Annotated in this window: 19 protein-coding genes and 1 tRNA gene; 10 read left to right on the plus strand and 10 right to left on the minus strand. The window is 62.7% G+C overall.

Going from position 1 to position 22,052, the window contains the following annotated elements:
- Positions 1–290: 290 nt before the first annotated feature.
- Positions 291–2,108 carry an extracellular solute-binding protein gene (locus AB9K35_RS20890; protein ID WP_369929127.1) on the minus strand — a complete coding sequence of 606 codons (1,818 nt, stop codon included), beginning with the start codon at positions 2,106–2,108 and terminating at the stop codon, positions 291–293.
- A 324-nt stretch (positions 2,109–2,432) separates the two neighbouring features.
- Here AB9K35_RS20890 and AB9K35_RS20895 point away from each other — a divergent pair, with 324 nt between their 5' ends.
- Together AB9K35_RS20895 and AB9K35_RS20900 are read left to right on the plus strand one after the other, a co-directional pair.
- Positions 2,433–3,206, plus strand: coding sequence for a 3-hydroxybutyrate dehydrogenase (locus AB9K35_RS20895; protein ID WP_369929129.1), 774 nt, complete (start codon positions 2,433–2,435; stop codon positions 3,204–3,206).
- Positions 3,207–3,297: 91 nt separating this feature from the next.
- Complete coding sequence (locus tag AB9K35_RS20900) at positions 3,298–4,326, plus strand: patatin-like phospholipase family protein (RefSeq protein WP_369929131.1); 1,029 nt, start codon at positions 3,298–3,300, stop codon at positions 4,324–4,326.
- On the opposite strand, the gene AB9K35_RS20905 is transcribed toward AB9K35_RS20900, so the two are convergent.
- From AB9K35_RS20905 to AB9K35_RS20915, 3 genes are all read right to left on the minus strand, one after another.
- Entirely contained in the window at positions 4,323–5,033 is a 711-nt protein-coding gene (locus AB9K35_RS20905; protein ID WP_222453249.1) for a DUF502 domain-containing protein, read from the minus strand. The genes AB9K35_RS20900 and AB9K35_RS20905 overlap by 4 nt on opposite strands.
- 85 nt (positions 5,034–5,118) lie before the next feature.
- Positions 5,119–6,030 carry a pseudouridine-5'-phosphate glycosidase gene (locus AB9K35_RS20910; protein ID WP_369929133.1) on the minus strand — a complete coding sequence of 304 codons (912 nt, stop codon included), beginning with the start codon at positions 6,028–6,030 and terminating at the stop codon, positions 5,119–5,121.
- Entirely contained in the window at positions 6,027–6,935 is a 909-nt protein-coding gene (locus AB9K35_RS20915) for a PfkB family carbohydrate kinase (RefSeq protein WP_369929135.1), read from the minus strand. Before AB9K35_RS20915 ends, AB9K35_RS20910 begins: the two co-directional genes overlap by 4 nt.
- 304 nt (positions 6,936–7,239) lie before the next feature.
- Between AB9K35_RS20915 and AB9K35_RS20920 the strand changes: the two genes are divergently transcribed.
- Positions 7,240–8,391, plus strand: coding sequence for a HupE/UreJ family protein (locus tag AB9K35_RS20920; RefSeq protein ID WP_369929137.1), 1,152 nt, complete (start codon positions 7,240–7,242; stop codon positions 8,389–8,391).
- 30 nt (positions 8,392–8,421) lie between these two features.
- On the opposite strand, the gene AB9K35_RS20925 is transcribed toward AB9K35_RS20920, so the two are convergent.
- Positions 8,422–9,054 (minus strand): thiamine phosphate synthase, encoded by a 633-nt coding sequence (locus AB9K35_RS20925; RefSeq protein WP_222453246.1) that lies wholly within the window; start codon positions 9,052–9,054, stop codon positions 8,422–8,424.
- Between the two features lie 166 nt (positions 9,055–9,220).
- On the opposite strand from AB9K35_RS20925, the gene AB9K35_RS20930 reads away from it, so the two are divergent.
- The 3 genes from AB9K35_RS20930 to AB9K35_RS20940 are packed head-to-tail and all read left to right on the plus strand — an operon-like array spanning position 9,221 to position 12,653.
- Positions 9,221–9,973, plus strand: coding sequence for an RNA methyltransferase (locus AB9K35_RS20930; protein WP_222453245.1), 753 nt, complete (start codon positions 9,221–9,223; stop codon positions 9,971–9,973).
- A gap of 60 nt (positions 9,974–10,033) precedes the next feature.
- Positions 10,034–11,179, plus strand: coding sequence for a heme A synthase (gene ctaA, locus AB9K35_RS20935; protein WP_222453244.1), 1,146 nt, complete (start codon positions 10,034–10,036; stop codon positions 11,177–11,179).
- A gap of 4 nt (positions 11,180–11,183) precedes the next feature.
- Positions 11,184–12,653, plus strand: a complete 1,470-nt coding sequence (locus AB9K35_RS20940) for a carboxypeptidase M32 (RefSeq protein WP_369929140.1) — start codon at positions 11,184–11,186, stop codon at positions 12,651–12,653.
- 179 nt (positions 12,654–12,832) lie between these two features.
- Here the strand turns inward: AB9K35_RS20940 and AB9K35_RS20945 are convergent, their stop codons facing one another.
- Together AB9K35_RS20945 and gyrA are read right to left on the minus strand one after the other, a co-directional pair.
- A complete protein-coding gene (locus AB9K35_RS20945; protein ID WP_369929142.1) occupies positions 12,833–13,183 on the minus strand; it encodes a DUF6614 family protein in 351 nt (116 codons plus the stop codon).
- 132 nt (positions 13,184–13,315) lie between these two features.
- A complete protein-coding gene (gyrA, locus tag AB9K35_RS20950) occupies positions 13,316–16,018 on the minus strand; it encodes a DNA gyrase subunit A (protein WP_222453241.1) in 2,703 nt (900 codons plus the stop codon).
- Positions 16,019–16,240: 222 nt separating this feature from the next.
- Here gyrA and AB9K35_RS20955 point away from each other — a divergent pair, with 222 nt between their 5' ends.
- Positions 16,241–16,510, plus strand: coding sequence for an usg protein (locus AB9K35_RS20955; protein ID WP_369929144.1), 270 nt, complete (start codon positions 16,241–16,243; stop codon positions 16,508–16,510).
- 191 nt (positions 16,511–16,701) lie between these two features.
- Positions 16,702–17,880 (plus strand): hypothetical protein, encoded by a 1,179-nt coding sequence (locus tag AB9K35_RS20960; protein ID WP_369929146.1) that lies wholly within the window; start codon positions 16,702–16,704, stop codon positions 17,878–17,880.
- Between the two features lie 68 nt (positions 17,881–17,948).
- Here the strand turns inward: AB9K35_RS20960 and AB9K35_RS20965 are convergent, their stop codons facing one another.
- Positions 17,949–18,902, minus strand: a complete 954-nt coding sequence (locus AB9K35_RS20965; protein WP_369929148.1) for a radical SAM protein — start codon at positions 18,900–18,902, stop codon at positions 17,949–17,951.
- Between the two features lie 151 nt (positions 18,903–19,053).
- Here AB9K35_RS20965 and zwf point away from each other — a divergent pair, with 151 nt between their 5' ends.
- Positions 19,054–20,538, plus strand: coding sequence for a glucose-6-phosphate dehydrogenase (gene zwf / locus AB9K35_RS20970; protein WP_369929150.1), 1,485 nt, complete (start codon positions 19,054–19,056; stop codon positions 20,536–20,538).
- Complete coding sequence (pgl, locus tag AB9K35_RS20975; protein ID WP_369929152.1) at positions 20,535–21,206, plus strand: 6-phosphogluconolactonase; 672 nt, start codon at positions 20,535–20,537, stop codon at positions 21,204–21,206. Before zwf ends, pgl begins: the two co-directional genes overlap by 4 nt.
- A gap of 76 nt (positions 21,207–21,282) precedes the next feature.
- Here pgl and AB9K35_RS20980 read toward each other — a convergent pair whose 3' ends face one another.
- Together AB9K35_RS20980 and AB9K35_RS20985 are read right to left on the minus strand one after the other, a co-directional pair.
- Positions 21,283–21,765 carry a hypothetical protein gene (locus AB9K35_RS20980; RefSeq protein WP_369929154.1) on the minus strand — a complete coding sequence of 161 codons (483 nt, stop codon included), beginning with the start codon at positions 21,763–21,765 and terminating at the stop codon, positions 21,283–21,285.
- Between the two features lie 160 nt (positions 21,766–21,925).
- Positions 21,926–21,999: transfer RNA gene (locus tag AB9K35_RS20985), tRNA-Gly, on the minus strand.
- Between the last annotated feature and the right edge of the window lie 53 nt (positions 22,000–22,052).

The raw sequence follows: 22,052 nt of genomic DNA on the forward strand, positions 1-22,052 counted from the left end.
GATCGGTCCGTCTGGCGCGTGTCGAAGCACCGCTGCGTTGGGGGCTATCCAAGGTGACAGTTTGACGTTGTCGGATGTTGCCTGGGCCGTTGGGCGGTGTGCCCGAGGGGCAATTCAAAGCTCATATCTCGCCCGCCGTTCGGAGCAGTTTCGACGTGCTTGAAGGCCAGAATGCGCACAGGATCGTTTTGCGAAAATGCAAGGGTGGGGTGTTAGAGGGTAATCCGGAGAGAGGAGGTGTCGCCGCCCTATCTGTCCCTGCAGGGGCAGTGGCGGCGACACCAAATGCCTTACTCAGGCTGATGCCACCAGACATGCGGCATGAACTCGGTCCGGTCGCCGTAGATCGGCAGTGTCTCGGGAAAGCGCAGTTCTTTCTTATGCGCGATCCTGCCCACGTCGTAGGTCCAGAAGGGGATCACGTAGCGACCAGCGGTCAAAACGCGGTCCAGCGCGCGCACGGCGTGAACGAAATCCTCCGGCTCCTTGGCCGTTAGCATCGCATCGATCATCGCTTCGGCGGCCGGGCTGTTCATGCCCATCAGGTTGCGGCTGCCGGGTTCGGTAATCCCCTCGCTCCCCCAGTAATAGCGCTGTTCGTTGCCCGGGCTAAGAGACAGTTCCCGGCGGTAACGTGTGAGGTCAAAATCGTAATTCGTCTCGCGCTCGACGAATTGGGCGTTATCGACGGTCTCCACCTTAAGCGATATGCCGAGGCGCTCCAATGCGCGCCCATAGATGCCGATCACCGTGTCCATCTCGCTGTCGCCCTGGCGGATAAGAACGGTCAGTTCCAGCGGTGTTCCACCGTCGTTGCGCAGCACGCCGTCCTGCACGGTCCAGCCGGCCTCAACCAGCAGCTTGGCTGCGCGCCGCAGATCCTTTCGGTTTCGCTCACTGCTATCGCCTTCGGGCAGGCTATAGCCCTCCAGCGTGCCGGGAGGCAGGTCGTCGGCGAAGGGTTCCAGCAGCTCGCGTACGGCACCTTCTGCCGGGCCTGGGCGCATGCCCAGAACAGAACCCGAGTAATAGGACTGAATGCGGGGCTGGCTGCCGCCGGTGATCGTGCCGTTGATGTATTCGAAATTGAACGCCAGCAACAGCGCCTCGCGCACGCGCCAATCGTCCAGGGGCGCGCGGCGGGTGTTCATCACCAGGCCGGTCATCCCGGACGGGCGTTGATGAGGGATTTCGGTCTTCACGATATCGCCACGTGTGGCGGCGGGGAAATCATAGGCGACCTCCCAGCGGTCGGCATTGAATTCGCGCACCGCGCTCAGCTCACCCGCCTTGAAGGCTTCGAACAGGACGGTCTCATCGCCGAAAAAGTCGATGCGCATTTCATCAAAGTTCTGCGTTCCTGCGCGAAACGGCAGATCGGCGCCCCAGTAATCGGGGTTGCGCTGCAGCGTGACGTAACGCCCGGCTTCGTAGTCCGACACGACGTAGGCGCCGGTCCCGATGGGCGCGCCGTCGACGGTATCGGTGGCGAAATCCTTGCCCTCCCATTGGGACTTCTTGAGGATCGGCCGCATTCCGGCAATCAGCGCCAACTCGCGATCCTGCGTATTGAACGCAATCCTGAGTTTGCGCGGGCCGGTCTGTTCAATGCTTTCGACCTTGGTCCAGAAACCGCGATAGCGGGGGTGTCCCTTGGTTCCCAGGGTCTCGTAGGACCAGATCACGTCTTCGATGGTGACCGGGCTCCCGTCGGAGAATCGGGCTTCCTCCCGCAGGGTGAATTCGACCCAGGATCGATCCTCGGGCACCTCAATCGATTCGGCTAGCAGCCCGTAAAGGGTGAAGGGTTCGTCCCAGGAACGACCCATCAGGCTCTCATAGCTCCAGTAGCGTAGTTGCCAGGGGACGGTGCCTTTAAGTTGAAACGGGTTCAACGAGTCAAAGCCACCGGTGTTACCAAAGACAACCCGTCCGCCCTTGGGCGCGTCGGGGTTGGCATAGGGCAGGGACACAAAATCCGGTGGTAGAGCCGGGTCCCCATACATAGCTATGCCATGAGCTGATTCTGCCAAGGCGAAATTGGCGGTAAAAGCCAAGGTGATTCCTGCCCATGCAGCCCGAAAAATCCGGAAATTTTCTTTTCTCATTTTGCCTACAATCCCCGACGGCCCTTGTTTTCCTGCGCGATCACGCTAGGCGCGCTCCACCGTCTTTTCAAACTTTTAGCTTGGATGAAACTGGGAAATTGCTTATAAAGGGGTCACTGCTCGATAGGTTTCTTGCCTGTATGAAACCTGCCTCAATAACTGACGCCCGCCTCGCGCGGGCGTTTTTTTTGGTGACACGGCTCCGGTTGCCAAGGCTGTCCGCGCGGCAAAACGTGTGGATCTTTCCGTACTCCTACGCGTTTATTTTGCAGTTGCAGCATGGCACAGTGCGGCCAGGAACCGACAGCTGAGGGGTATAGCCAAATGTCGTTGAAAGGAAAAACCGCCGTTATCACCGGGTCGAACTCCGGGATCGGGTTGGGCATCGCGCGCGAACTGGCCCGGGCTGGCGCCGATGTGGTGCTGAATTCCTTTACGGATCGCGCCGAGGATCATGAACTTGCCAGTCAACTTGCGGCCGAATTCGGCGTTGGTGCCCACTATATTCAGGCGGACATGTCCAAGGGGAGCGAGTGCCGCGCCCTGATCGAGCAGGCCGGGGCCTGTGACATCCTGGTGAACAACGCGGGCATTCAGCATGTTGCCCCGATCGAGAGCTTTCCCGAGGAAAAGTGGGACGCGATCATCGCGATCAATATGTCGTCGGCCTATCACACCATGGCGGCGGCGCTGCCGAAGATGCGGGCGGCAGGCTGGGGACGGATTGTCAACATCGCCTCGGCCCACGGCCTGACGGCATCGCCCTACAAATCGGCCTATGTGGCGGCCAAGCATGGGGTGGTGGGCATGACCAAGACTGTCGCGCTGGAAACCGCGGAGGAGCCGATCACTTGTAACGCAATCTGCCCGGGCTACGTGCTGACACCTCTGGTGGAGGCGCAGATCCCGGACACGATGGAAAAATACAACATGAGCCGCGAGGATGTGGTGAAGAAGGTGATGCTGGAGCGCCAGCCCAGTCGCGAATTCGCCACTGTCGAGCAGATGGGAGGGACCACCGTGTTCCTGTGCTCCGACGCGGCAGCGCAGATTACCGGCACGACGATCAGCGTCGACGGCGGCTGGACCGCCCTTTAAGGGCGCGCGATCGGCAGGCGGGAGAGGGGCGGCTCTGTCTTGCGCCTCCTGCCTGCTCTGAGGCGGCACAGGCGAAAGGGGCGAAAACGCGATGGTGAAACGGATTGATCTTGCCCTGCAGGGGGGCGGCGCCCACGGGGCCTTTACCTGGGGCGTTCTCGACCGCCTGCTGGAAGAAGAGCGGTTGGAGGTGGCGGCGATCACCGGCACCTCTGCCGGCGCGCTGAACGGTGCCGCGTTCAAGTCGGGCATGGTGCAGGGCGGGCGCGAAGGTGCCAAGGCCGCCTTGGACAGGTTGTGGCGCAAGATGGGCGCCGTGGGCGATATGCGATTTGCCCATTGGCTGACGCGCTTTGATGCCGTGGCCATGGCCAGCACCTGGGAGGCGATGGTGCCGTTCTCGCCAATGGATACGATGAGCCAGGTCGTCTCGCCGTACCACTATGGGCCGTTCTATCGCAACCCGCTGCGCGACGTGGTCGAGGCCTTCGACTTTGCCAATGTCTGTGCCGATGAGGGGCCGGAACTGTTCGTCTGCGCGACCTGTGTACGGACCGGAAAGATCCGGGTGTTCCAGGGGGAGGAGCTCGGGACCGACGCCATTCTGGCTTCGGCATGTCTTCCTGATCTGTTTCAAGCGGTGGAAATCGAGGATCCCCGGACGGGCCGGATCGAGGCCTACTGGGACGGTGGCTACACCGGAAATCCCGCGTTGTTCCCACTGTTCCGCGAAAACCTGCCCGGCGACGTGGTGATCGTGAACATCAATCCGCTGGAACGTGATGAAATCCCCAAGACGCCGCAACAGATACGAAACCGGGTGAACGAGATCAGCTTCAATTCTTCGCTGTTGCGCGAACTGCGGGCGATCAACTTCGTGCAGCGGCTGCTGGCGGATGGCACGCTGGAGCCGGGGCGGATGAAGGCGGTCCGGGTCCACATGATTTCCGACGATGCGTTGATGACTCAGCTGTCCGTGACCACCAAGCTGGTTCCGGTGCCGCAGATCCTGGCGCGGTTGAAACAGGCAGGGCGCGCCGCCGCTGACAAGTTCCTGGAGCGCGACTGGGGCAACCTGGGCGAGCGGTCCTCGGTTGATCTGCCGGAGATGTTCAGTTAGGCGCTCTTTCGCGCGCCCCGGCCGCTGTCCGCTGTCAGCGGTTGGCTGGGATCCTTGGGGTTGGGGTAGACGAGGCCTGCGGAAATCACCAGTTTCGCGGAATCCTCGACCGACATGTCCAACTCGATCACGTCTTCCTCGGGAACGAACAGCAGAAAGCCCGAGGTCGGGTTCGGCGTCGTGGGAAGGAAGACGCTCATCAGCTTGCCGCTGGTTTCGGCACGGTTTGCAATCTCGCCCTTGGCCGTGGTGGAGATGAAGCCGATCGCCCAGATGCCCTTGCGCGGGTATTGTACCAGGCAGGCCTTTTCAAAGCTGCGCTCGGATTGGGCGAACACGGTTTCGGAGATCTGCTTGATACCCGAGTAGACGGTACGCACCACCGGCATCCGGTCCACGAGGCTTTCGGCAAAGCTGATCATCGACCGGCCGATGATGCCCTTGGCGATCCAGCCGACGATGACCGTGAACAACAGGAAGATGATCAGCCCGACGCCGCGCAGGTTGATCCCGATGTATTGTTCAGGACGAAACGTATGCGGCACCAGCGGCAGCACCACGCTGTCGATCCACCCCATGACGGACCACAGAAGCCAGATTGTCAGGCCGACCGGGGCAATCACCACGATGCCGGTAAAGAAAGAGGCGCGCAGCCTTGAAAACAGTCCGGGGCGGCGGTGGGGTTCTTCGTCGAAGGGCGTTGTCATCTGGTCAGCTTTTGCGGAAATTTCCAAATGAACCTAGGCATTGAATGGGGGCGGAGCAATGGGGGCCGCCCCCAAAATCAAGTCATTATGCCAGTTTGTTCAGTTCCTGGGCGATCCGGGCCGCCAGTCGCGCGTTGTTGCGCACCAGTGCGATGTTCGCGGTCAGCGAACGTCCTTCTGTCAATTCAAAGATCCGGGACAGCAGAAACGGCGTCACATCCTTGCCCGCGATGCCTTGCGCATCCGCTTCGGACTGGGCCTGCGCGATCACGGGGGCGAGGTCTTCTGCGGCGATCTCGTCCTCGGCCGGGATCGGGTTGGCGACCAGTTGCCCGCCGGGCAGGCCCATCGCCTGCCGGGTTGCGTGGGCGCGGGCGATCTGGGCGGCGTCATCCATGCGCAGCGGTGCCTTCAGGTCGGATTGCGCCGACCAGAAGGCGGGGAAGCTGTCCTGGCCGTAGGCAATCACCGGCACGCCTTGGGTTTCCAGCACTTCCAGGGTCTTCGGGACGTCAAGAATGGCCTTGGCGCCGGCTGCGACCACGGTGACCGGGGTCTGGGCCAGCTCCAGCAGGTCGGCGGAGATATCGAAGGAGGTCTCGGCCCCCTTGTGCACGCCGCCGATGCCACCGGTGGCAAAGACCGAAATGCCCGCCAGCCGAGCGGCGATCATGGTTGCGGCTACGGTGGTGGCGCCGGTGCCGCCGGTGGCGATGCAGGCGGGCATGTCGGCGCGCGAAATCTTGGCGACGCCCTTGGCCTGGCCCAGCGCCTGCAGCTGCTCGGGTTCGAGACCAACGTGCAGCACGCCGTCCAGGACTGCCATGGTGGCGGGCACGGCGCCTGCATCGCGGATGTCCTGCTCGACCTGGGCGGCGACCTCGACATTCTGCGGGTAGGGCATGCCGTGGGTGATGATGGTGCTTTCCAGCGCCACGATGGCACGGCCTTCATCCTTGGCGGACTGGACCTCGGCGGAATAACGGATGTCGATCACAGCGGGGGTTCTCCTGAAACGTAGGTGGCGGCGGCTTTCAACGCCGCGGTCAATGCGGTGCGGCGGTCGGCGCCGCCGGCTTCGGCGGCGATATGCGCCGCCATGAAGGTGTCGCCCGCCCCGGTGACGCGGGCCACGGTAACGCGGGGCGGCTCGAGGGTGATGGCGCCTGCGGCGCTGGCCTCGGTTGCGGATTTGCCGCCATCGGTCACCAGCACCCGCGCCGCGCCGCGCGCGAGCATGGCTTTTGCAGCGGTCTCGCTGTCGGTGAACTCAGCCTGGCACAGGATGCCGGCCTCTTCGAGGTTCACGTAGAGCGTGCCGCGGCTGCGGCTGAGGAAGGGGCGCAGGCGTTCAGCCTTGCCGGGTGAGGCAGGGGCCACGCGCAGGTCGGCGGCGGCAAAGGCCGGGCTGGCGGCGATCTCGTCCAGCAGCGACAGGGTCAGGTTGCCGTCCAGCGCCACCTGGCCCGCGTAGGGGGCCTCGAGAGTGCCAAGCGCGCCGTCGGACAGCGGGCGCAGGATCTTGTCGCCTGCCGCTTCCAGCGAATGGGCGTCGGCGATGGCGGCGATCAGCCCGTTGGCGCCCTCTACCGCCATGTAGCGGTCGGTGGGCAGATCCTCGGAGCGGTAGACGTGGTCGGTGTTCAGCCCGAGGTGGCCGCAGGCATTGATCAGCTCGTCCCCCTCAGGGTCGCGCCCGATCGAGGTCAGCAGGGCAGGTGTCATGCCGAAACGGGCGAGCGTCATGGCAATGTTCATCGCCACGCCGCCGGGGAGACGGGTGATGCGACCGGGCATGTCGGAGCCACGCTGCATTTCCATGCTCGAGCGGCCGATGATGTCCCAAAGGACCGATCCGATGCACAGGATGGCAGGGGCTGAAGTGTTTGGCGCTTGTGTCATGGAAACCTATTGCCGCCTTTGGCAAAACTTCGCAAGCGTGTTCGCCGCGCTGCCGCTGTAAAGGCCCGGCGCATTGAGACTTGGCGGTTGCCAGGCGCGTGTCACACGGCAAGAGGTCAGCGGGTGCGCCTGCTGTTTGCATTCACGCAGGCATAGCGGGGCAACGACGGTGCAGGTGTCGAAACAAAGGTGCTTGCTATCTTGAGAGCGCTATCCAACACTCGTGGGACCACATCAGGTAAATTGCGCCGGAAGGGGCGCGCCGTCCGGCACAAGCAGTGGGGAGTGGTACAGGCAAGATGACATGACGTTGTCCTCCGGATTGCGGCGTTGTTTGAAAGGGCTGCGGATATGCGTCGCGCTCGTGATCTGCGCCTTTGCCGCTGTTGCCTCGCCTGCCCGAAGCCACGAGGTGACGCCCACGATCGTGGATTTCTCCGTTTCGGAAGGCCGGATCACGTTGCAGCTGCGGATGAACGCGGAAGCCTTCGTGGCGGGGATGGATCTGGATCGGCTGGCGAATACCGAGGAAAGCCCGCTATCCGCCGATTACGATGAACTTCGGGCGCTGGCTCCGGCAGAGATTGAACCGATGGTGCGTCTCTTTGCCGAGGATTGGTTGAACGACCTCTCGGTCACTGCCAATGGCCCCGTAGAGCTGGCGCTGGAGACCGTGGTCATCCCGGATGTCGGTGATACGACCGTGCCGCGCGCGTCGACATTGCGCCTGGTCGGATCCCTGCCAGCCAATGCGCGCAGCTTGCGGATCTCATGGCCGACCGGATCCGGCGAGGTGGTGCTGCGCCAGAATTCCGTAGAGGCGCCCTATACCGGCTTTCTGAAGGCTGGACAGCGGTCCGTCGCGATACCGATCGGCGGCGGCGCTGTCGGCGCCCCGATGGAGGTCCTTGCCGATTATACGCGTCTCGGGATGGCCCATGTTCCGGCCAAGGGAGTGGAGCACCTGCTGTTCGTGCTCGGACTGTTCTTGCTCAGCCCGCGCCTGTGGCCGCTGATGTTGCAGGCTAGCCTGTTCCTTGCGGGGCAAAGCCTGACGCTCGCGCTGGGCGCTGTGGGGGCTGTGGCTGTCAATTTCGCAGTGGTCGAGCCGTTGGTCGCGCTGACCATCGTTCTGGTGGCGGTGGAGAATATCTTTGTCCGTCGCTTGCACTATTGGCGCGTGGTGCTGGTCGTGGTCGCTGGCCTGCTGCACGGCCTTGCGCTTGCCCAACCATTGGCGCAAGCCGGGCTGCCTCCGGGCGCGGTGTCACCCGCGTTGGTTGGCTTCGGCCTGGGTGTGGCGGCGGTTCAGGTTGCGGTGGTCGCAGTGGCCTATCTGGGGGTGCGCCTGTGGTTCGGGCGGCACCCGAAATACCGGGGCCGGGTGGCGATCCCGGCATCGCTCACCATCGCGGTGGTCGGCGGCTATTGGTTGGTTGAGCGCCTGGTTCTGTAAGGCGCCCACTTTCCGCTGGATCGGCCCGGATCAGCCCATCGCCCGGGTCAGCGTCTTCAGCGCCGCCAGGGGATCTTCGGCGTGCCAGATTTCATCACCGATACCAAAGAAGTCGGTGAAGGGCGCGACCTGGCGCACCAGGTCTTCGGTCAGCCCGCCTTCGGCGACGACCGGCACCTCGATCATCTCGGACCACCACTGGAACAGGTCAACCTCGGCCTGTGCGCCATCGCCGAGACCGGACGTGCCGACCGGACCGAAGCTGACGTAATCCGCGCCTGCTTCGCCCGCGACCATTCCGTCGTGTTGCGACGCGCCGCAAAAGGAGCCGACGATGGCATCCGGCCCCAGCGCCTTGCGCGCGGTGCGGATGGATTTTGACGCATCGGTCAGGTGGACGCCGTCCAGCCCCAGGCGCTCGGCCAGGATCTGGTGGTCGGAGATCACCAGCGCCACGTCGCGCGCCATCGTCACTTCGCGCAGGGCGTCGCCCGCGCGGCTCAGCGTGTCTTCGTCACGGCTGGCCAGATCCAGCCGCACACAGGCGACCTCGACCGCATCAAGAACCCGTGCCAGCTGACCGGGAAATTTGCCCAGCTCGAAACTGGGCGGGGAGATCAGGTAGATCTGCGGCTGTTCCGGTGCGTCTGCAGGGCTTTCCATCGTGGCGCTCCAATATTCAGGGAATTGGTCGGTATTTATCCGATTTGCTGCGGGACGCAAGGATTTGCGCGGTGCGAGGGGCAGGAAAAGGGCGGTCAGGCGGCGCCGGACCTTGCCCCGCAGCGCTGTGGGCAGTAGAGCTGTGCCGATTTTGCCGGAGATGAAGATGCCCACGGAAAACCCCCAACCCGCCTTTGTCCTTGTCCGCCCGCAGATGGGCGAGAATATCGGTGCCGCAGCCCGGGCGATGTGGAACTTCGGACTGGACCGGATGCGCATCGTGGCGCCCCGTGACGGCTGGCCCAACCCCAAGGCCGTGGCCATGTCGTCGGGCGCGGGTCGCTTGCTGGACGAGGCGCAGCTCTGCGCGGACGTGCCCGAGGCGCTGGGCGATTGCACCTATGTATTCGCCACCACCGCCCGCCAGCGCGGGCTGACCAAACCGGTCTACAGCCCCGAGCGCGCGATGCAGATCGCGGCGGAGAAGATCGCCGCAGGCGAGAAGGTCGCGGTGATGTTCGGCCCCGAACGCGCGGGCCTGGAGAACGAGGACATCGCCAAGGCCAACGCCATCATCTCGGTGCCGGTGAACCCGCTCTATGCCTCGCTGAACCTCGGTCAATGCGTGTTGCTGACCGGCTATGAATGGATGCGGCAATCCGCGGAAGTGGTGCATGAAACCACCGATCTCGGCCGCAAGGGCGAATGGGCCACCGGGCTAGAGGTGGAAAAGCTGGTCGAGCATTACGAGCAGCGGTTGGATGAGGCGGGTTTCTTCTTCCCGCCGGAAAAGGCTGAGGGAATGAAAACCAACCTGCGCAACCTTTGGTCCCGCATGCGGATGACCCGCTCCGATGTGCAGATGCTGCATGGCATCATGCGGCAGATGGTGCGCTGGAAGGAACGGGACGGCCAATAAGCCGCACTGGACCACAGCTGAAACCACCCCTAGCTTGGCAGCAAAGTTGACGAGGCAAGCATGAGCAAGCGTAGCATTTTCCAAGAAGTCGAGGGCGAGAAATCCGATGCGCCCGTGGTACAGCCGGGGGTGATCGATCGTGGCCGTTCCGGCGCTCGCAGGGCCATTCGCGCGTGGCTGATGGTGCTGTTTGGCCTGGTGGTGGCCATGATCGTCGTCGGCGGGCTGACCCGGCTCACCGACAGCGGGTTGTCGATCACCGAATGGCGACCGGTGACCGGTGCCATCCCGCCGATGTCCGAGGCCGAATGGCAGGCCGAGTTCGACAAGTACAAGCAGATCGACCAATGGCGCATCCAGAACCAGTGGATGGAGCTTGCGGACTTCAAGGAAATCTACTGGTGGGAATGGGGGCACCGTCAGCTGGGGCGCGTGATCGGTCTGGTGTGGGCCCTTGGCTTCTTTGGCTTCCTGGTCGCCCGGAAGATCCCGGCAGGGTGGACCGGACGCTTGCTGCTGCCCGGTGTGCTGGGCGCGGTGCAGGGCGCGATCGGCTGGTGGATGGTGGCCTCTGGCGTCACTCAGGGAGAGGGCATGACCTCTGTCGCCTCTTATCGTCTGGCGACGCATCTTGGGCTGGCCTTTGTGATCCTCGGCTACATTGCATGGTACGTGCTGCTGCTTGGACGCGAGGAGCGGGAATTGATGCAGGCGCGCCGGGCCAAGGAGGCGAAGCTGTTCAGCCTGTCCACCGGCCTGATGCATTTCGCCTTCCTGCAGATCCTGCTGGGGGCGCTGGTGGCCGGGATCGACGCGGGGCGCTCCTATACCGACTGGCCGCTGATGGGCGGTCAGGTGTTCCCCCCGAACCCGTTCATGGTCGAGCCGCTGTGGCGCAACTTCTTTGAAAATCCCGGCCTGGTGCAGTTCATCCACCGGGTGGCGGGCTACCTGCTGTTTGCCTTTGCGGTGGTCGCCTGGCTGCGGGGGCGCGGTTCCGCCCATGCGCGGACCCGGTTTGCCTTCAACGCGGTGATCGCCGCGATGTCGGTTCAGGTGGTGCTGGGGATTGTGACGGTGCTCTACGCGGCGCCGCTGCATGCGGCGATCACGCACCAGCTGGTGGCGATTGTCGTCTGGGTGCTGATCCTGCGCGCCCGCTACCTGTCGGCCTATCCGATTGCAACTTCGATCAAGGACCATTGAGACCATGACCGCATTTGACGAATTGATGGCGTTTGAACGCGAAACGCAGGCGCTGGCGCAGATCGCGGGCCGTCTCGGCTGGGATCAGGAAACCGTGATGCCCCGGGGCGCGGCACCGCAGCGGGGCGAGGAAATGGCCGCGATCGAAGCGGTGCTCCATGCCCGCCGAAGCGATCCGCGCGTGGCCGAATGGCTGGAGCAGGCTGACGCTTCGGATGAGGTCGCAGCGGCGCAGTTGCGCGAGATCCGCCGCAGTTACGAGCGCACGGTGAAGGTCCCCGCCGATCTGGCCAAGCGTCTTGCCCAGGTCACGTCCGAGGCACAGGGCAAATGGGCCGAGGCCCGCGCCGCCGAGGATGTCGCCGCCTTCCTGCCCGTCCTGGCCGAAGTGGTCGCTCTGAAGCGCGAAGAAGGCCAGGCGCTGGCTGCGGGTGGTGATGTCTATGACGCCATGGTGCAGGATTATGAACCCGGCATGAGCGGCGCGGGGATCGCCGAGATCTTTGATGCCATGCGCCCCGGGTTGGTTGAGCTTCGGGCCAAAGTGCTGGACCGTCCCGCCCCCAAGGCCGTCGAAGGCAAGTTCGACGAAGCCAAGCAAATGCAGTTGAGCGTCAAGATCGCCGAAACCTTCGGCTATGATTTGCGCCATGGCCGGGTCGACAAGGCGGTTCACCCGTTCAGCTCCGGCTCCGGGCTGGATGTGCGCATCACCACGCGCACCAGTGCCACCGATCCTTTCAACTGCATCTATTCCACCATCCACGAGGTCGGTCACGCCGCCTACGAGCAGAACATCTCACGCGAGTTCCTGCTGACGCCGCTGGGACGCGGGGTGTCGATGGGGGTGCATGAAAGTCAGAGCCGGATCTACGAGAACCAGATCGGGCGCAGCCGCGCCTTCACCGGATGGCTGTTCGGGCAGATGCAGGAGATGTTTGGCGACTTCGGCATCGCCGATGCGGATGCCTTCTATGCAGCGGTGAACCGCGTCAACAAAGGCTACATACGCACCGAGGCGGATGAGCTCCAATACAACCTGCATGTGATGCTCCGCTTTGATCTGGAGCGCGCGCTGATGCGGGGGGATCTGGAGGTCGCCGACCTTGAAGCCGCGTGGAACGATCGCTTCGAGGCGGATTTCGGCTATGCCGTGGACAAGCCGTCGAATGGCTGCTTGCAGGATGTTCACTGGTCCGTCGGCTTGTTTGGTTATTTCCCGACCTATGCCCTTGGCAATGTTTATTCCGGCTGCCTGTACCAGGCGCTGCGACGGGACGTGCCGGGCCTGGATGCAGAGCTGGCGACAGGCGTTACCTCGGCCGCGACTGGCTGGTTGCGCCAGAACCTGCAAAACTTCGGTGGCCTGCGCAGCCCGCGCGACACCATCATTCATGCGTCCGGGATGGAGCCGGGGCATGAGCCGCTGCTGGCGTATCTGAACGAAAAATTCGGCCTGATCTACGATTTGTAAATCGGGGCGGGCAGGGGTCCGGGGTGACGCGCAGCGGTTGCCCCGGAATTGCCGTATTGTTGGGGTATCCTCTCAGAACGTGGTGAGTTGAGAGGGTAACAAGATGCACACAGCTGTAGCTTATCTGCTTTTTGCAAGCTTCGTTCTGGCGCCGACGCTGATCTGAATTCGCTCGGCGGTCAGATCAATGCCATGCGCTCGGCCCGCTCCGGGTCGGGGAACGGTCGATAGAGGCCGTAGTCGGCCCTGGCAATCAACGCCGAGACATTCGAATACAGCTTCTCCACTTCCTCGTCATGTTCGCCAAGGACGCGGAAGGCCTGGTCCAGCTGGGTCATATCGGTAAATTCGATCTCCAGCATGAAATCACGGGAGTCGCCGCTGGCGAGGTTCAACTTGCGCCGCAGCAGGCGCCATTTCTGGACCACGCCGCGTTCCTTCAGGTAGCCCAACCATTGGTCAACCGCGCTGGCAAAACTCAGGGCCTTGGCCTCGTGGTGCAGATCGATGGCACAGTGATAGAGGTTCATCAGGCGTCTCCTCGCAGATGGTCAACCACAGGATGAGGCTGGCACAGAAGGGTTAGCAGTGTGTTAAACACCAAAAAAACGCCGCCCCGAACTGCGGGGCGGCGTTGTCGTTGATGCATTGTGAAAAGGGCTTCAGCTCTCTTCTTCGTCCTCGCCGTTCTCCGCGATCCAGGCGACCGAGACGACTTCTTCGCCTTTGCCGGTGTTGAACACCCGCACGCCACCGGCAGAGCGGGAGCGGAAGGAAATTCCCTCCACCGGTACCCGGATCGACTGCCCCTTGGAGGTTGCAAGCATGATCTGGTCGTCCATCTCCACCGGGAAGGACGCGACGATCTCGCCACCGCGCATCGCCTTGTCCATGGCGGTGACGCCCATACCGCCGCGGCCGCGCACAGGGTAGTCGTGGCTGGACGACAACTTGCCCGAACCGCCCGACGTAATGGTCAGGATCAGGTTTTCCGCTGCCGACATCTCGGCATAGAGCTCGGTCGAGAAGTTGGGATCTTCCACCGCGTCCTCATCCGAAGCCTCGGCGTCGTCGGTCAGACCGGCCATGGCGCGACGCATCTTCAGGTAGGCCGTGCGCTGCTCCGGTGTGTACTTGGAATGGCGGATGACGGACATCGAGACCACCCGATCCTCTCCGGTGAGCTTGATCCCGCGGACACCGGTGGATTCGCGCGAGTTGAACACGCGCACATCGGTGGAGCGGAAGCGGATGGCGCGGCCCGAGTTGGTGAACAGCATCACGTCATCGTCTTCCGAGCAGATCCGCACGTTGACCAGCTGCACCGAGCCGTCCTCGGGCAGTTTCATCGCGATCTTGCCGTTGCGGCGAACGTTGGTGAAATCGGACAACCGGTTGCGACGCACGTCGCCGCCAGAGGTGGCAAAGACCACCTGCAGGTTTTCCCATTCCTCGTCCGGCACATCGACCGGCATGATCGCGGCAATCGACACGCCCGGCGGGATCGGCAGGATGTTGACGATCGCCTTGCCCTTCGACGTGCGGCCGCCCTGCGGCAGGCGCCAGGTCTTCAGCTTGTAGACCATGCCGTCGGTGGTGAAGAACAGCAGCTGGGTATGGGTGTTGGCCACGAACAGCGTGGTCACCACATCCTCTTCCTTGGTCTGCATGCCGCTGAGGCCCTTGCCGCCGCGCTTCTGGGCGCGGAAGTCTGCCAGCGGGGTGCGCTTGATGTAGCCGCCGGAGGTCACGGTCACCACCATGTCCTCGCGCTCGATCAGGTCCTCGTCCTCCATGTCGCCGGACCAGTCGACGATCTCGGTGCGGCGCGGCACGGCGAAGTTGTCGCGCACCTCGCGCAGCTCGTCCGCGATGATGCCCATGATGCGCTCACGCGAGGACAGGATTTCCAGGTATTCCTTGATCTTGCGCGCCAGTTCTTCCAGCTCGTCGGTAACTTCCTTGACGCCGATCTGGGTCAGGCGCTGCAGACGCAGCTCGAGGATGGCGCGGGCCTGGGTTTCGGACAGGTTGTAGGTCCCGTCGTCGTTCATCGTGTGGGTCGGATCGTCGATCAGGCGGATGTAGTCCGCGATCTCGGCGGCCGGCCAGCGTCGTGTCATCAGTTTTTCACGTGCTTCGGCGGCATCGGCCGAGGCCCGGATGGTGGCGACCACCTCGTCGACGTTGGAGACCGCGACGGCCAGACCACACAGGATGTGACTGCGCTCGCGCGCCTTGCGCAGCTCGTAAGCGGTGCGGCGGGCAACGACGTCCTCGCGGAACTCGATGAAGGAGGTCAGGAACTTGCGCAGGGTCAGCTGCTCGGGGCGGCCGCCATTCAGGGCCAGCATGTTGCAGCCAAATGAGGTCTGCATCGGGGTGAAGCGATAGAGCTGGTTCAGCACCACTTCGGGCGTTGCATCGCGCTTCAGCTCGACCACGACCCGCACGCCGTTGCGGTCGGATTCGTCCTGTACGTGGGCGACGCCTTCGATCTTCTTCTCGCGGACCTGCTCGGCGATCTTCTCGATCATCGCGGCCTTGTTCACCTGATAGGGGATCTCGTCCACGACGATGGCGTAGCGGTCCTTGCGGATTTCCTCCACGCGGGTCTTGGCGCGGATGATGACGCTGCCGCGACCCTCGAGGTATGCCTTGCGCGCGCCCGAGCGACCCAGCATCACGCCGCCGGTCGGAAAGTCCGGGCCGGGGATGTAGTCGATCAGCTGTTCGCTGGTCAGGTCCGGGTCTTCGATCAGCGCCAGCGTGGCATCAACCACTTCGCCCAGGTTGTGCGGCGGGATGTTGGTGGCCATGCCAACGGCGATACCGCCGGCGCCGTTGACCAGCATGTTCGGGAACCGCGCGGGCAGAACCGTGGGTTCCCGGTCCTTGCCGTCGTAGTTGTCCTGGAAATCGACGGTTTCTTTTTCGATGTCCGCCAGGATTGCCGCAGCGGGCTTGTCCATGCGCACCTCGGTGTAACGCATGGCCGCCGGGTTGTCGCCGTCCATCGAGCCGAAGTTGCCCTGGCCGTCCAGCAGGGGCAGCGACATCGAGAAGTCCTGCGCCATCCGCACCAGCGCGTCATAGATCGCGCTGTCGCCGTGCGGGTGGTATTTACCCATCACGTCGCCGACGGGGCGGGCCGACTTCCGGTAAGGCTTGTCGTGGGTGTTGCCGGACTCATGCATTGCATAGAGAATGCGCCGGTGCACCGGTTTCAGCCCGTCGCGCAGATCCGGGATCGCGCGGCTGACGATGACCGACATCGCGTAATCGAGATACGAGTTGCGCATCTCGGACTCGATGGAGACCGTGGGACCGTCATAGACTGGCCGTTCCGGCAGGTTTTCATCCATATTTTCAGGAGTTTCCGGCGTATCGCTCACGTTGGCTGCCCGCTCTTTCTTCTGGCTCTATATCTTGTGTTAGCACCTTATCAGATACCGCATATGAGGCGCAAGCACACAGCCCGGCGGTCCGCAGGCGAGACCGATTTTACGGTATGATGCAGGTTTTAACAGAAATTAACCAATTGCCTCCTAGCATCATGGGAAGGGGGATAAAATTGGAGGACAATTATGGAGACAACCGAAACTGAACTGATGCTGAAGGGATATGGGCTGACCACGGCGGAGCTGACCTACCACATGCCGGATTACACCCATGTGCTGAACACCTTCGTGTGGCAGCAATACGACCTTTTGCCCGATCATCCACGCCTGTTCGAATTCATCGAGTTCTGGCAACGCGAGATCGACGGCCCCTTGCATTCAGTACGGTTCAGCCATCGCAAGATGATCGGTCCCAATGAATGGCGAAACGTGGTGGGAGAATTCCCGATCCACTGACCACATCTTGCGAGACGCCGCACTGCGCTGATCGATGGGATCAGGACGAATTTGCGTTGTTTTTCAATTGCCGCGTTCCGACTCGCGCAATAGGGTCGCGACCACAGGTTTCGGCAGGTGTTCAGGTTGTGCCCCCTTGGTGCAATGCCTGCCGGTGCCGATGGTAAAGAATTGAGGCAAGGCAAATTCTCATGCGTACACGCGTTTACGGCACAGATATTGACAACCGGTTTAAGGCGACCACCGAAATCCGCGAGAGCTTTTATGGCCGCGGCGGGGATGATGTCTTCGAGATCTTTCATCACGATTTCGACCAGAATGATCCCGACCGGGTTTTCGGCCCCGACCAGTCCGACCGGTTCTTTGGTGGCAGCGGGGATGACACCCTCGAAACGCTGCACTTCGATTTCACCAGGGAAGAGGGATATGTCGCGCATTACAGCGACTACCGGCAGATCAGTTTTGATGGTGGCCGGGGCTATGACACCGTCGCATCCGACATTGTGATCAATGCGGTCGATCAGGGCGGACTGGAGCTGAGCCTGATCGAAACCAGCGTAAGGTCTGTGGAGCATTGGGACTACGATATCTCCCTTGGCAACTACAGCTCGGCCATGCCCGCTTTCAACGGTGGCACCTTCGCAATCGTCGCTGGCACTCAGGATGATACGCTGGAGATCGCGCAGTATCAGAACTGCTCGGGAGCAGAGATCGACATAAGCACCCTGAAGGGCAATGATGCGGTTATCTACAAGGCCTACAGCAGCATCGGGCAATTGAATGTCGCAACGGGCAGCGGGCATGACTACTTCGATTTCAGCGCCCGCTGGGCGGTGTCTGCCGACGTTCGCGTCAATACCGGAAATGGCAATGACACGGTGGTGATCCACGGCTCGACGGTGAGCCATGCGCAGGACCTGGATGTGGATATCCGCACCGGCCGCGGCAAGGATACCATCGTCCTGGAAGGGATGCACAGCGAGTTCGTGTCCGCGGGCGCTGGAAGCGATGACATCTATGTTCTGACGGGAAGCTTTGCCAACGCGCCCGATACGATCAAGACGGGCGGCGGTCGGGATCGCTTGTTCGTTGAACTGGATGCCTATTCCACCGTCGCGGTTGTCCGGGACTTTGACGCCGACAAGGATGTCTTCGTGTTCGACCAGCAGGAAGCCAGGGAGCTGCTGCCCCGCGATGCGACCGTGACCTTTGACCGTCAGGAGTGGCAGGATGCGGAAGAGGATCGCCTGTTCATGGATAATGACGCGGACAAGCTCTACTACGGCGACAATGTGCTGGTTGAATTCAGCAATGACGTCACCCTCACCGCCGACAACTTCTCGGTCGGCGAGTGGGCGTTTTTCGCCTGATCCCGGCAGACGTTACGTCCGGATGACTGAACCTCCTGCTCGGGCCTCCTGCCCGGGCGGGGGGCAGCTTAGGCGGAACAGTTTGCGCCGCCCAATACGCAGAATTTGGCACAATGCGGGTGGTTCAGCTGTACCGCCCGCTCGGCGTCGGCCAGGGTGCTGCCCATCTCGAATTCCTCCGCATATGGCAGCAAGGTGCAGGCCAGCACGGCCGGGCGTTCAGCCCCCCGGCGCTTCACCACCATTCGCGAGGACGCGCACATGACGCTGTCCGGTGACTTGTTCAGGATGTTCCAGCAAGCGGTTGTGATTTCCGGCACTTCAACGGTTTCGTCCATTTCCGGGAACAGCACGGTCTGGCCGGGATCGAAGGCGTCGATTGCAAAACCATGGGCGCGGTAGAGCGCGTCGTAGCCCGCCCGCGCGTCACTTTCGCTCTCCCCCCAGACCGTGCGGCCTGCAACCGCCATTGAAAAGCCGTTGTCACGCAGCCACTGCATGCCTTCGAGGGTCTTGGCGAAACTGCCTGCGCCGCGTTCCTTGTCGTGCAGGGCCTTGCTGTGGTGGTCGACCGAGATGCGCAGGGTCAACTGGTCGGCAAAAGCCTGCTGCAGGTTCAGCAGCCCCGCTCGCACCGATTTGCGCATCATGGGCCGCATGGCGTTGGTCAGGATCAGGACCTTGTAGCCGCGCTCCAATGCCGCGCGCGCCATGGCGATCATCTGCGGGTTCATGAAGGGTTCGCCGCCGGTAAAGCCGATTTCCTGCACCGGCCAGCCACGTGCCTCCAGCTGGTCGAGATAGTCTTCGACCTCGGCGGCGGTCAGATACACGAGCGCGTCGTTTGTCGGGGAGCTGAGGATATAGCAGTTGTCGCACTCGATGTTGCAGAGTGTACCGGTGTTGAACCACAGGGTCTGCGGATTGCTGAGGGGGACCGATGCCCGGGGTTGCCCGTCTGCGGTAATATAAGGGTCCTGGAACTTGCCCGTGTTTGCAGCGGGTTTTTGCAGATCTTTCATGCGGATATCCTTTGCAGCAGTTCCCTTCCGCGCAAGCTACCTTATACTATGCGGGAATTGAAAGCCGCCGGACCTTTACATGACACGGATGTGAGCGTCAGTGTGCCTGGGCCACGCCAGTCAGGGCGAGCAACAAGCGGGAAGAGCAACGATGGTTTCGCGTATCATACCGGTCGCCCCCTTCGACCTGGTGATCTTTGGCGGTACGGGGGATCTGGCGCAGCGCAAGATCCTGCCTGCGCTTTTCCGGCGCCACTGTGCCGGACAGTTGCCGGGATCGGAATGGATCATAGGTGCCGCGCGGGCAGGGCTGAGTTGTGCCGATTATCGCAACATCGTGGCGACGGCCCTGCGCGAGCACTGTGGCCCGCGCGGCGTCGATGATGCAGAGCTGACCAGTTTCCTGTCGCGCGTCAGCTACGTGGCGCTTGACGGAATGGGCACCCAAGGCTGGGAAGAGCTTGCCGCGCAACTGCGGCCGAGCGCGGAGGTGCCGGTTCGTCTGTTCTACTTCTCGGTCGGACCGGCCCTGTTTGCACCGCTGGCGGAGCGCTTGCACAGTCATGGCTTGACCAATGGCGATACCCGCATCGTGGTCGAGAAGCCTTTTGGCCGCGACCTCCAGACGGCCAAGGCGCTCAACCGTACACTGGCCAGTCATTTCGACGAGGGGCAGATCTATCGCATCGATCACTACCTGGGCAAGGAAACGGTGCAAAACCTGATGGCGGTGCGGTTCGGCAATATGCTGTTCGAGCCGCTGTGGAACAGCCAGTATGTGGACCACATCCAGATCACCGTGGCCGAAACCGTCGGCATCGAGGGGCGGGAAGACTATTACGAACGCTCGGGTGCCATGCGCGATATGATGCAGAACCACCTGATGCAACTTTTGTGCCTGATCGCGATGGAGCCTCCGGCCAAGTTCGACCCGGATGCCGTGCGGGACGAAAAGCTCAAGGTGATCCGGGCGTTGGACCCGGTCGAGCCGCATCACATCGTGCGCGGTCAATATCAGGCGCGGCAGGCGGCTGAGGGGGGCGCGCAGGCGCATCCGTCCTACCGTGATACGGTCGGCAATCCGCGCAGCCGCACCGAGAGCTACGTGGCGTTGAAGGCCCATATCAGCAACTGGCGCTGGGCGGGCACGCCGTTTTATCTGCGCACCGGCAAGCGGCTGGTCGCACGGTCTTCGGTGATCAACGTCATGTTCAAGGATGCGCCGCATTCCATCTTTGGTGCAGAAGCCGGACGCCACGCAAACCATCTGAAGATCCGGCTCCAGCCCAACGAGGGCATCACCTTGAGCGTGACCATCAAGGAGCCGGGGCAGGGTGGCATGCGCCTGATTGACGTGCCCCTGGACATGAGCTTTGCCGAGGCCCTGGGCGAGGAGGGGGGCACTCCGCCGGATGCCTATGAACGGCTGATCATGGACGTTGTGCGCGGCGACCAGACGCTGTTCATGCGTGGTGACGAGGTCGAAGCGGCCTGGGCCTGGACCGACCCCATCATCGCGGGGTGGGAAGCCCGCGGCGACGTGCCGAAACCATATGACAGCGGCAGCACCGGACCCGGTGACGCTGATTTGTTAATGCGCCGCGATGGGCGTGAGTGGAGGGGAATAAACCCATGAAATTCAACGAATACGCTGATCGAGACATGTTGGCGATCGAGGTCGCCAATGAAATGGCGGGCGATCTGAAGACCCACCTTTTGCACAATGATCTGGTGTCGCTGGCGGTTGCAGGCGGCACCACGCCGGCGCCGATTTTCGATGACCTCTGTGCCGCGGACATCGATTGGGCGCGGGTGCAGGTCATGGCCACTGATGAACGTTGGGTGGCAGAGGACAATCCGCGCTCCAACGCGGCGATGATCCGGGCGCGGCTGCTGCAGAACCGCGCTGCGGCGGCGCAGTTCATGCCTTTCTACCTGCCCGGCCAGGACCCCGCCGCGGCCGCAGTCGAGCTGGAGCGGCAACTGCAGGATAAATTGCCCCTGTCGGTGGTCTTGTTGGGCATGGGGGAAGACATGCACACGGCCTCGCTGTTTCCCGGTGCAGACGGGCTGGAGGAGGCGCTGGCGGCCGATGCGCCTGCCTTTGCCGTGATGCGCCCGGACAGCCAGCCCGAAGCCCGTATCAGCCTGACCGCACGGGTTCTGGATGCGGCGATTGCCAAGCATCTCGTGATCTTCGGCGACGCGAAACGCGCAGCCCTGGAGCGCGCGATGACCCTGCCGCCGGAGGAAGCGCCTATTCAGGCCGTGCTCTCCGAGGCACGGGTGCACTGGGCGCCCTGAGACGTGACCTCACAGCTATCGTCAGCGCGGCCTCGGGCTGCCAGCTGGCCGCAAAAACGACTGCGGACCTCCTTGGTCAAGGCATCGTAAGGTTGCCGGTGATCGTATTGACGAAATTTCCGCTCGCGGGATCCGTCAGCGACGAAAAGCGACCTCCGCCACTGGCCTCGGCCCAGGGGCCGGTGCCGCCGCTGATTGTCCAGCTGCCGGTGAGGGCGCCGGTTGCCTCCATGGCCTCGGCGTCCCAGTGTAAGACGACGCTGTCGCCAGCCTTGTCCTTGAAAGCGCAGATGCCGCCACCCGAGGCGGCGCCTGCGGAGACCTCAACCGCGCCAAAGCAGGGGCCTGATGCGCCGTTCATCGGGTGGTCGGGGCTTTCCATGTCGACTTTTTCGTAAGTACTGCTGACCTGCATCACCATGTGATTGTCGGCGATTTGCGTCACCGTGCTGCTTGAGGTGCCCGTGCCTTGTCCGCCCTGGTCCCAGGTCGTTCCAGCAAGGGCGTTGCCTGCCGCCAGGATGCAGACAAACGCGCTGATCGAACCAAACTGTGCCATACCAATACCCTCTCAACCACGTGACCCGACCATCGGGTGCACGCGGGCAGTCTAGCACATTCGGTGTGTTTTGGTGCGACGCCGCGGTACTAGGCCTACGGGATCCGTGCCATCACGGCGGCCTGCCTGATGCTTAGGCGGTGCAGAGAAGAAAGGAAACTGGAGCGGGTAGCGGGAATCGAACCCGCGCGTTCAGCTTGGGAAGCTGACAGGCTACCATTACATCATACCCGCCTGTGGAACGAAGAATTATGCTGCGCCGCCAATGAGGTCAAGGGCGACGCTGC

This window comes from Leisingera sp. XS_AS12, assembly GCF_041224635.1.
GTDB lineage: Bacteria > Pseudomonadota > Alphaproteobacteria > Rhodobacterales > Rhodobacteraceae > Leisingera.

Coding starts and splice junctions, on each gene's coding strand:
- AB9K35_RS20890 (WP_369929127.1), bottom strand. CDS start 2,108: ATGAGAAAAGAAAATTTCCGGATTTTTCGGGCTGCATGGGCAGGAATC.
- AB9K35_RS20895 (WP_369929129.1), top strand. CDS start 2,433: ATGTCGTTGAAAGGAAAAACCGCCGTTATCACCGGGTCGAACTCCGGG.
- AB9K35_RS20900 (WP_369929131.1), top strand. CDS start 3,298: ATGGTGAAACGGATTGATCTTGCCCTGCAGGGGGGCGGCGCCCACGGG.
- AB9K35_RS20905 (WP_222453249.1), bottom strand. CDS start 5,033: ATGACAACGCCCTTCGACGAAGAACCCCACCGCCGCCCCGGACTGTTT.
- AB9K35_RS20915 (WP_369929135.1), bottom strand. CDS start 6,935: ATGACACAAGCGCCAAACACTTCAGCCCCTGCCATCCTGTGCATCGGA.
- AB9K35_RS20920 (WP_369929137.1), top strand. CDS start 7,240: ATGACGTTGTCCTCCGGATTGCGGCGTTGTTTGAAAGGGCTGCGGATA.
- AB9K35_RS20925 (WP_222453246.1), bottom strand. CDS start 9,054: ATGGAAAGCCCTGCAGACGCACCGGAACAGCCGCAGATCTACCTGATC.
- AB9K35_RS20930 (WP_222453245.1), top strand. CDS start 9,221: ATGCCCACGGAAAACCCCCAACCCGCCTTTGTCCTTGTCCGCCCGCAG.
- ctaA (WP_222453244.1), top strand. CDS start 10,034: ATGAGCAAGCGTAGCATTTTCCAAGAAGTCGAGGGCGAGAAATCCGAT.
- AB9K35_RS20940 (WP_369929140.1), top strand. CDS start 11,184: ATGACCGCATTTGACGAATTGATGGCGTTTGAACGCGAAACGCAGGCG.
- AB9K35_RS20945 (WP_369929142.1), bottom strand. CDS start 13,183: ATGAACCTCTATCACTGTGCCATCGATCTGCACCACGAGGCCAAGGCC.
- gyrA (WP_222453241.1), bottom strand. CDS start 16,018: ATGGATGAAAACCTGCCGGAACGGCCAGTCTATGACGGTCCCACGGTC.
- AB9K35_RS20955 (WP_369929144.1), top strand. CDS start 16,241: ATGGAGACAACCGAAACTGAACTGATGCTGAAGGGATATGGGCTGACC.
- AB9K35_RS20960 (WP_369929146.1), top strand. CDS start 16,702: ATGCGTACACGCGTTTACGGCACAGATATTGACAACCGGTTTAAGGCG.
- AB9K35_RS20965 (WP_369929148.1), bottom strand. CDS start 18,902: ATGAAAGATCTGCAAAAACCCGCTGCAAACACGGGCAAGTTCCAGGAC.
- zwf (WP_369929150.1), top strand. CDS start 19,054: ATGGTTTCGCGTATCATACCGGTCGCCCCCTTCGACCTGGTGATCTTT.
- pgl (WP_369929152.1), top strand. CDS start 20,535: ATGAAATTCAACGAATACGCTGATCGAGACATGTTGGCGATCGAGGTC.
- AB9K35_RS20980 (WP_369929154.1), bottom strand. CDS start 21,765: ATGGCACAGTTTGGTTCGATCAGCGCGTTTGTCTGCATCCTGGCGGCA.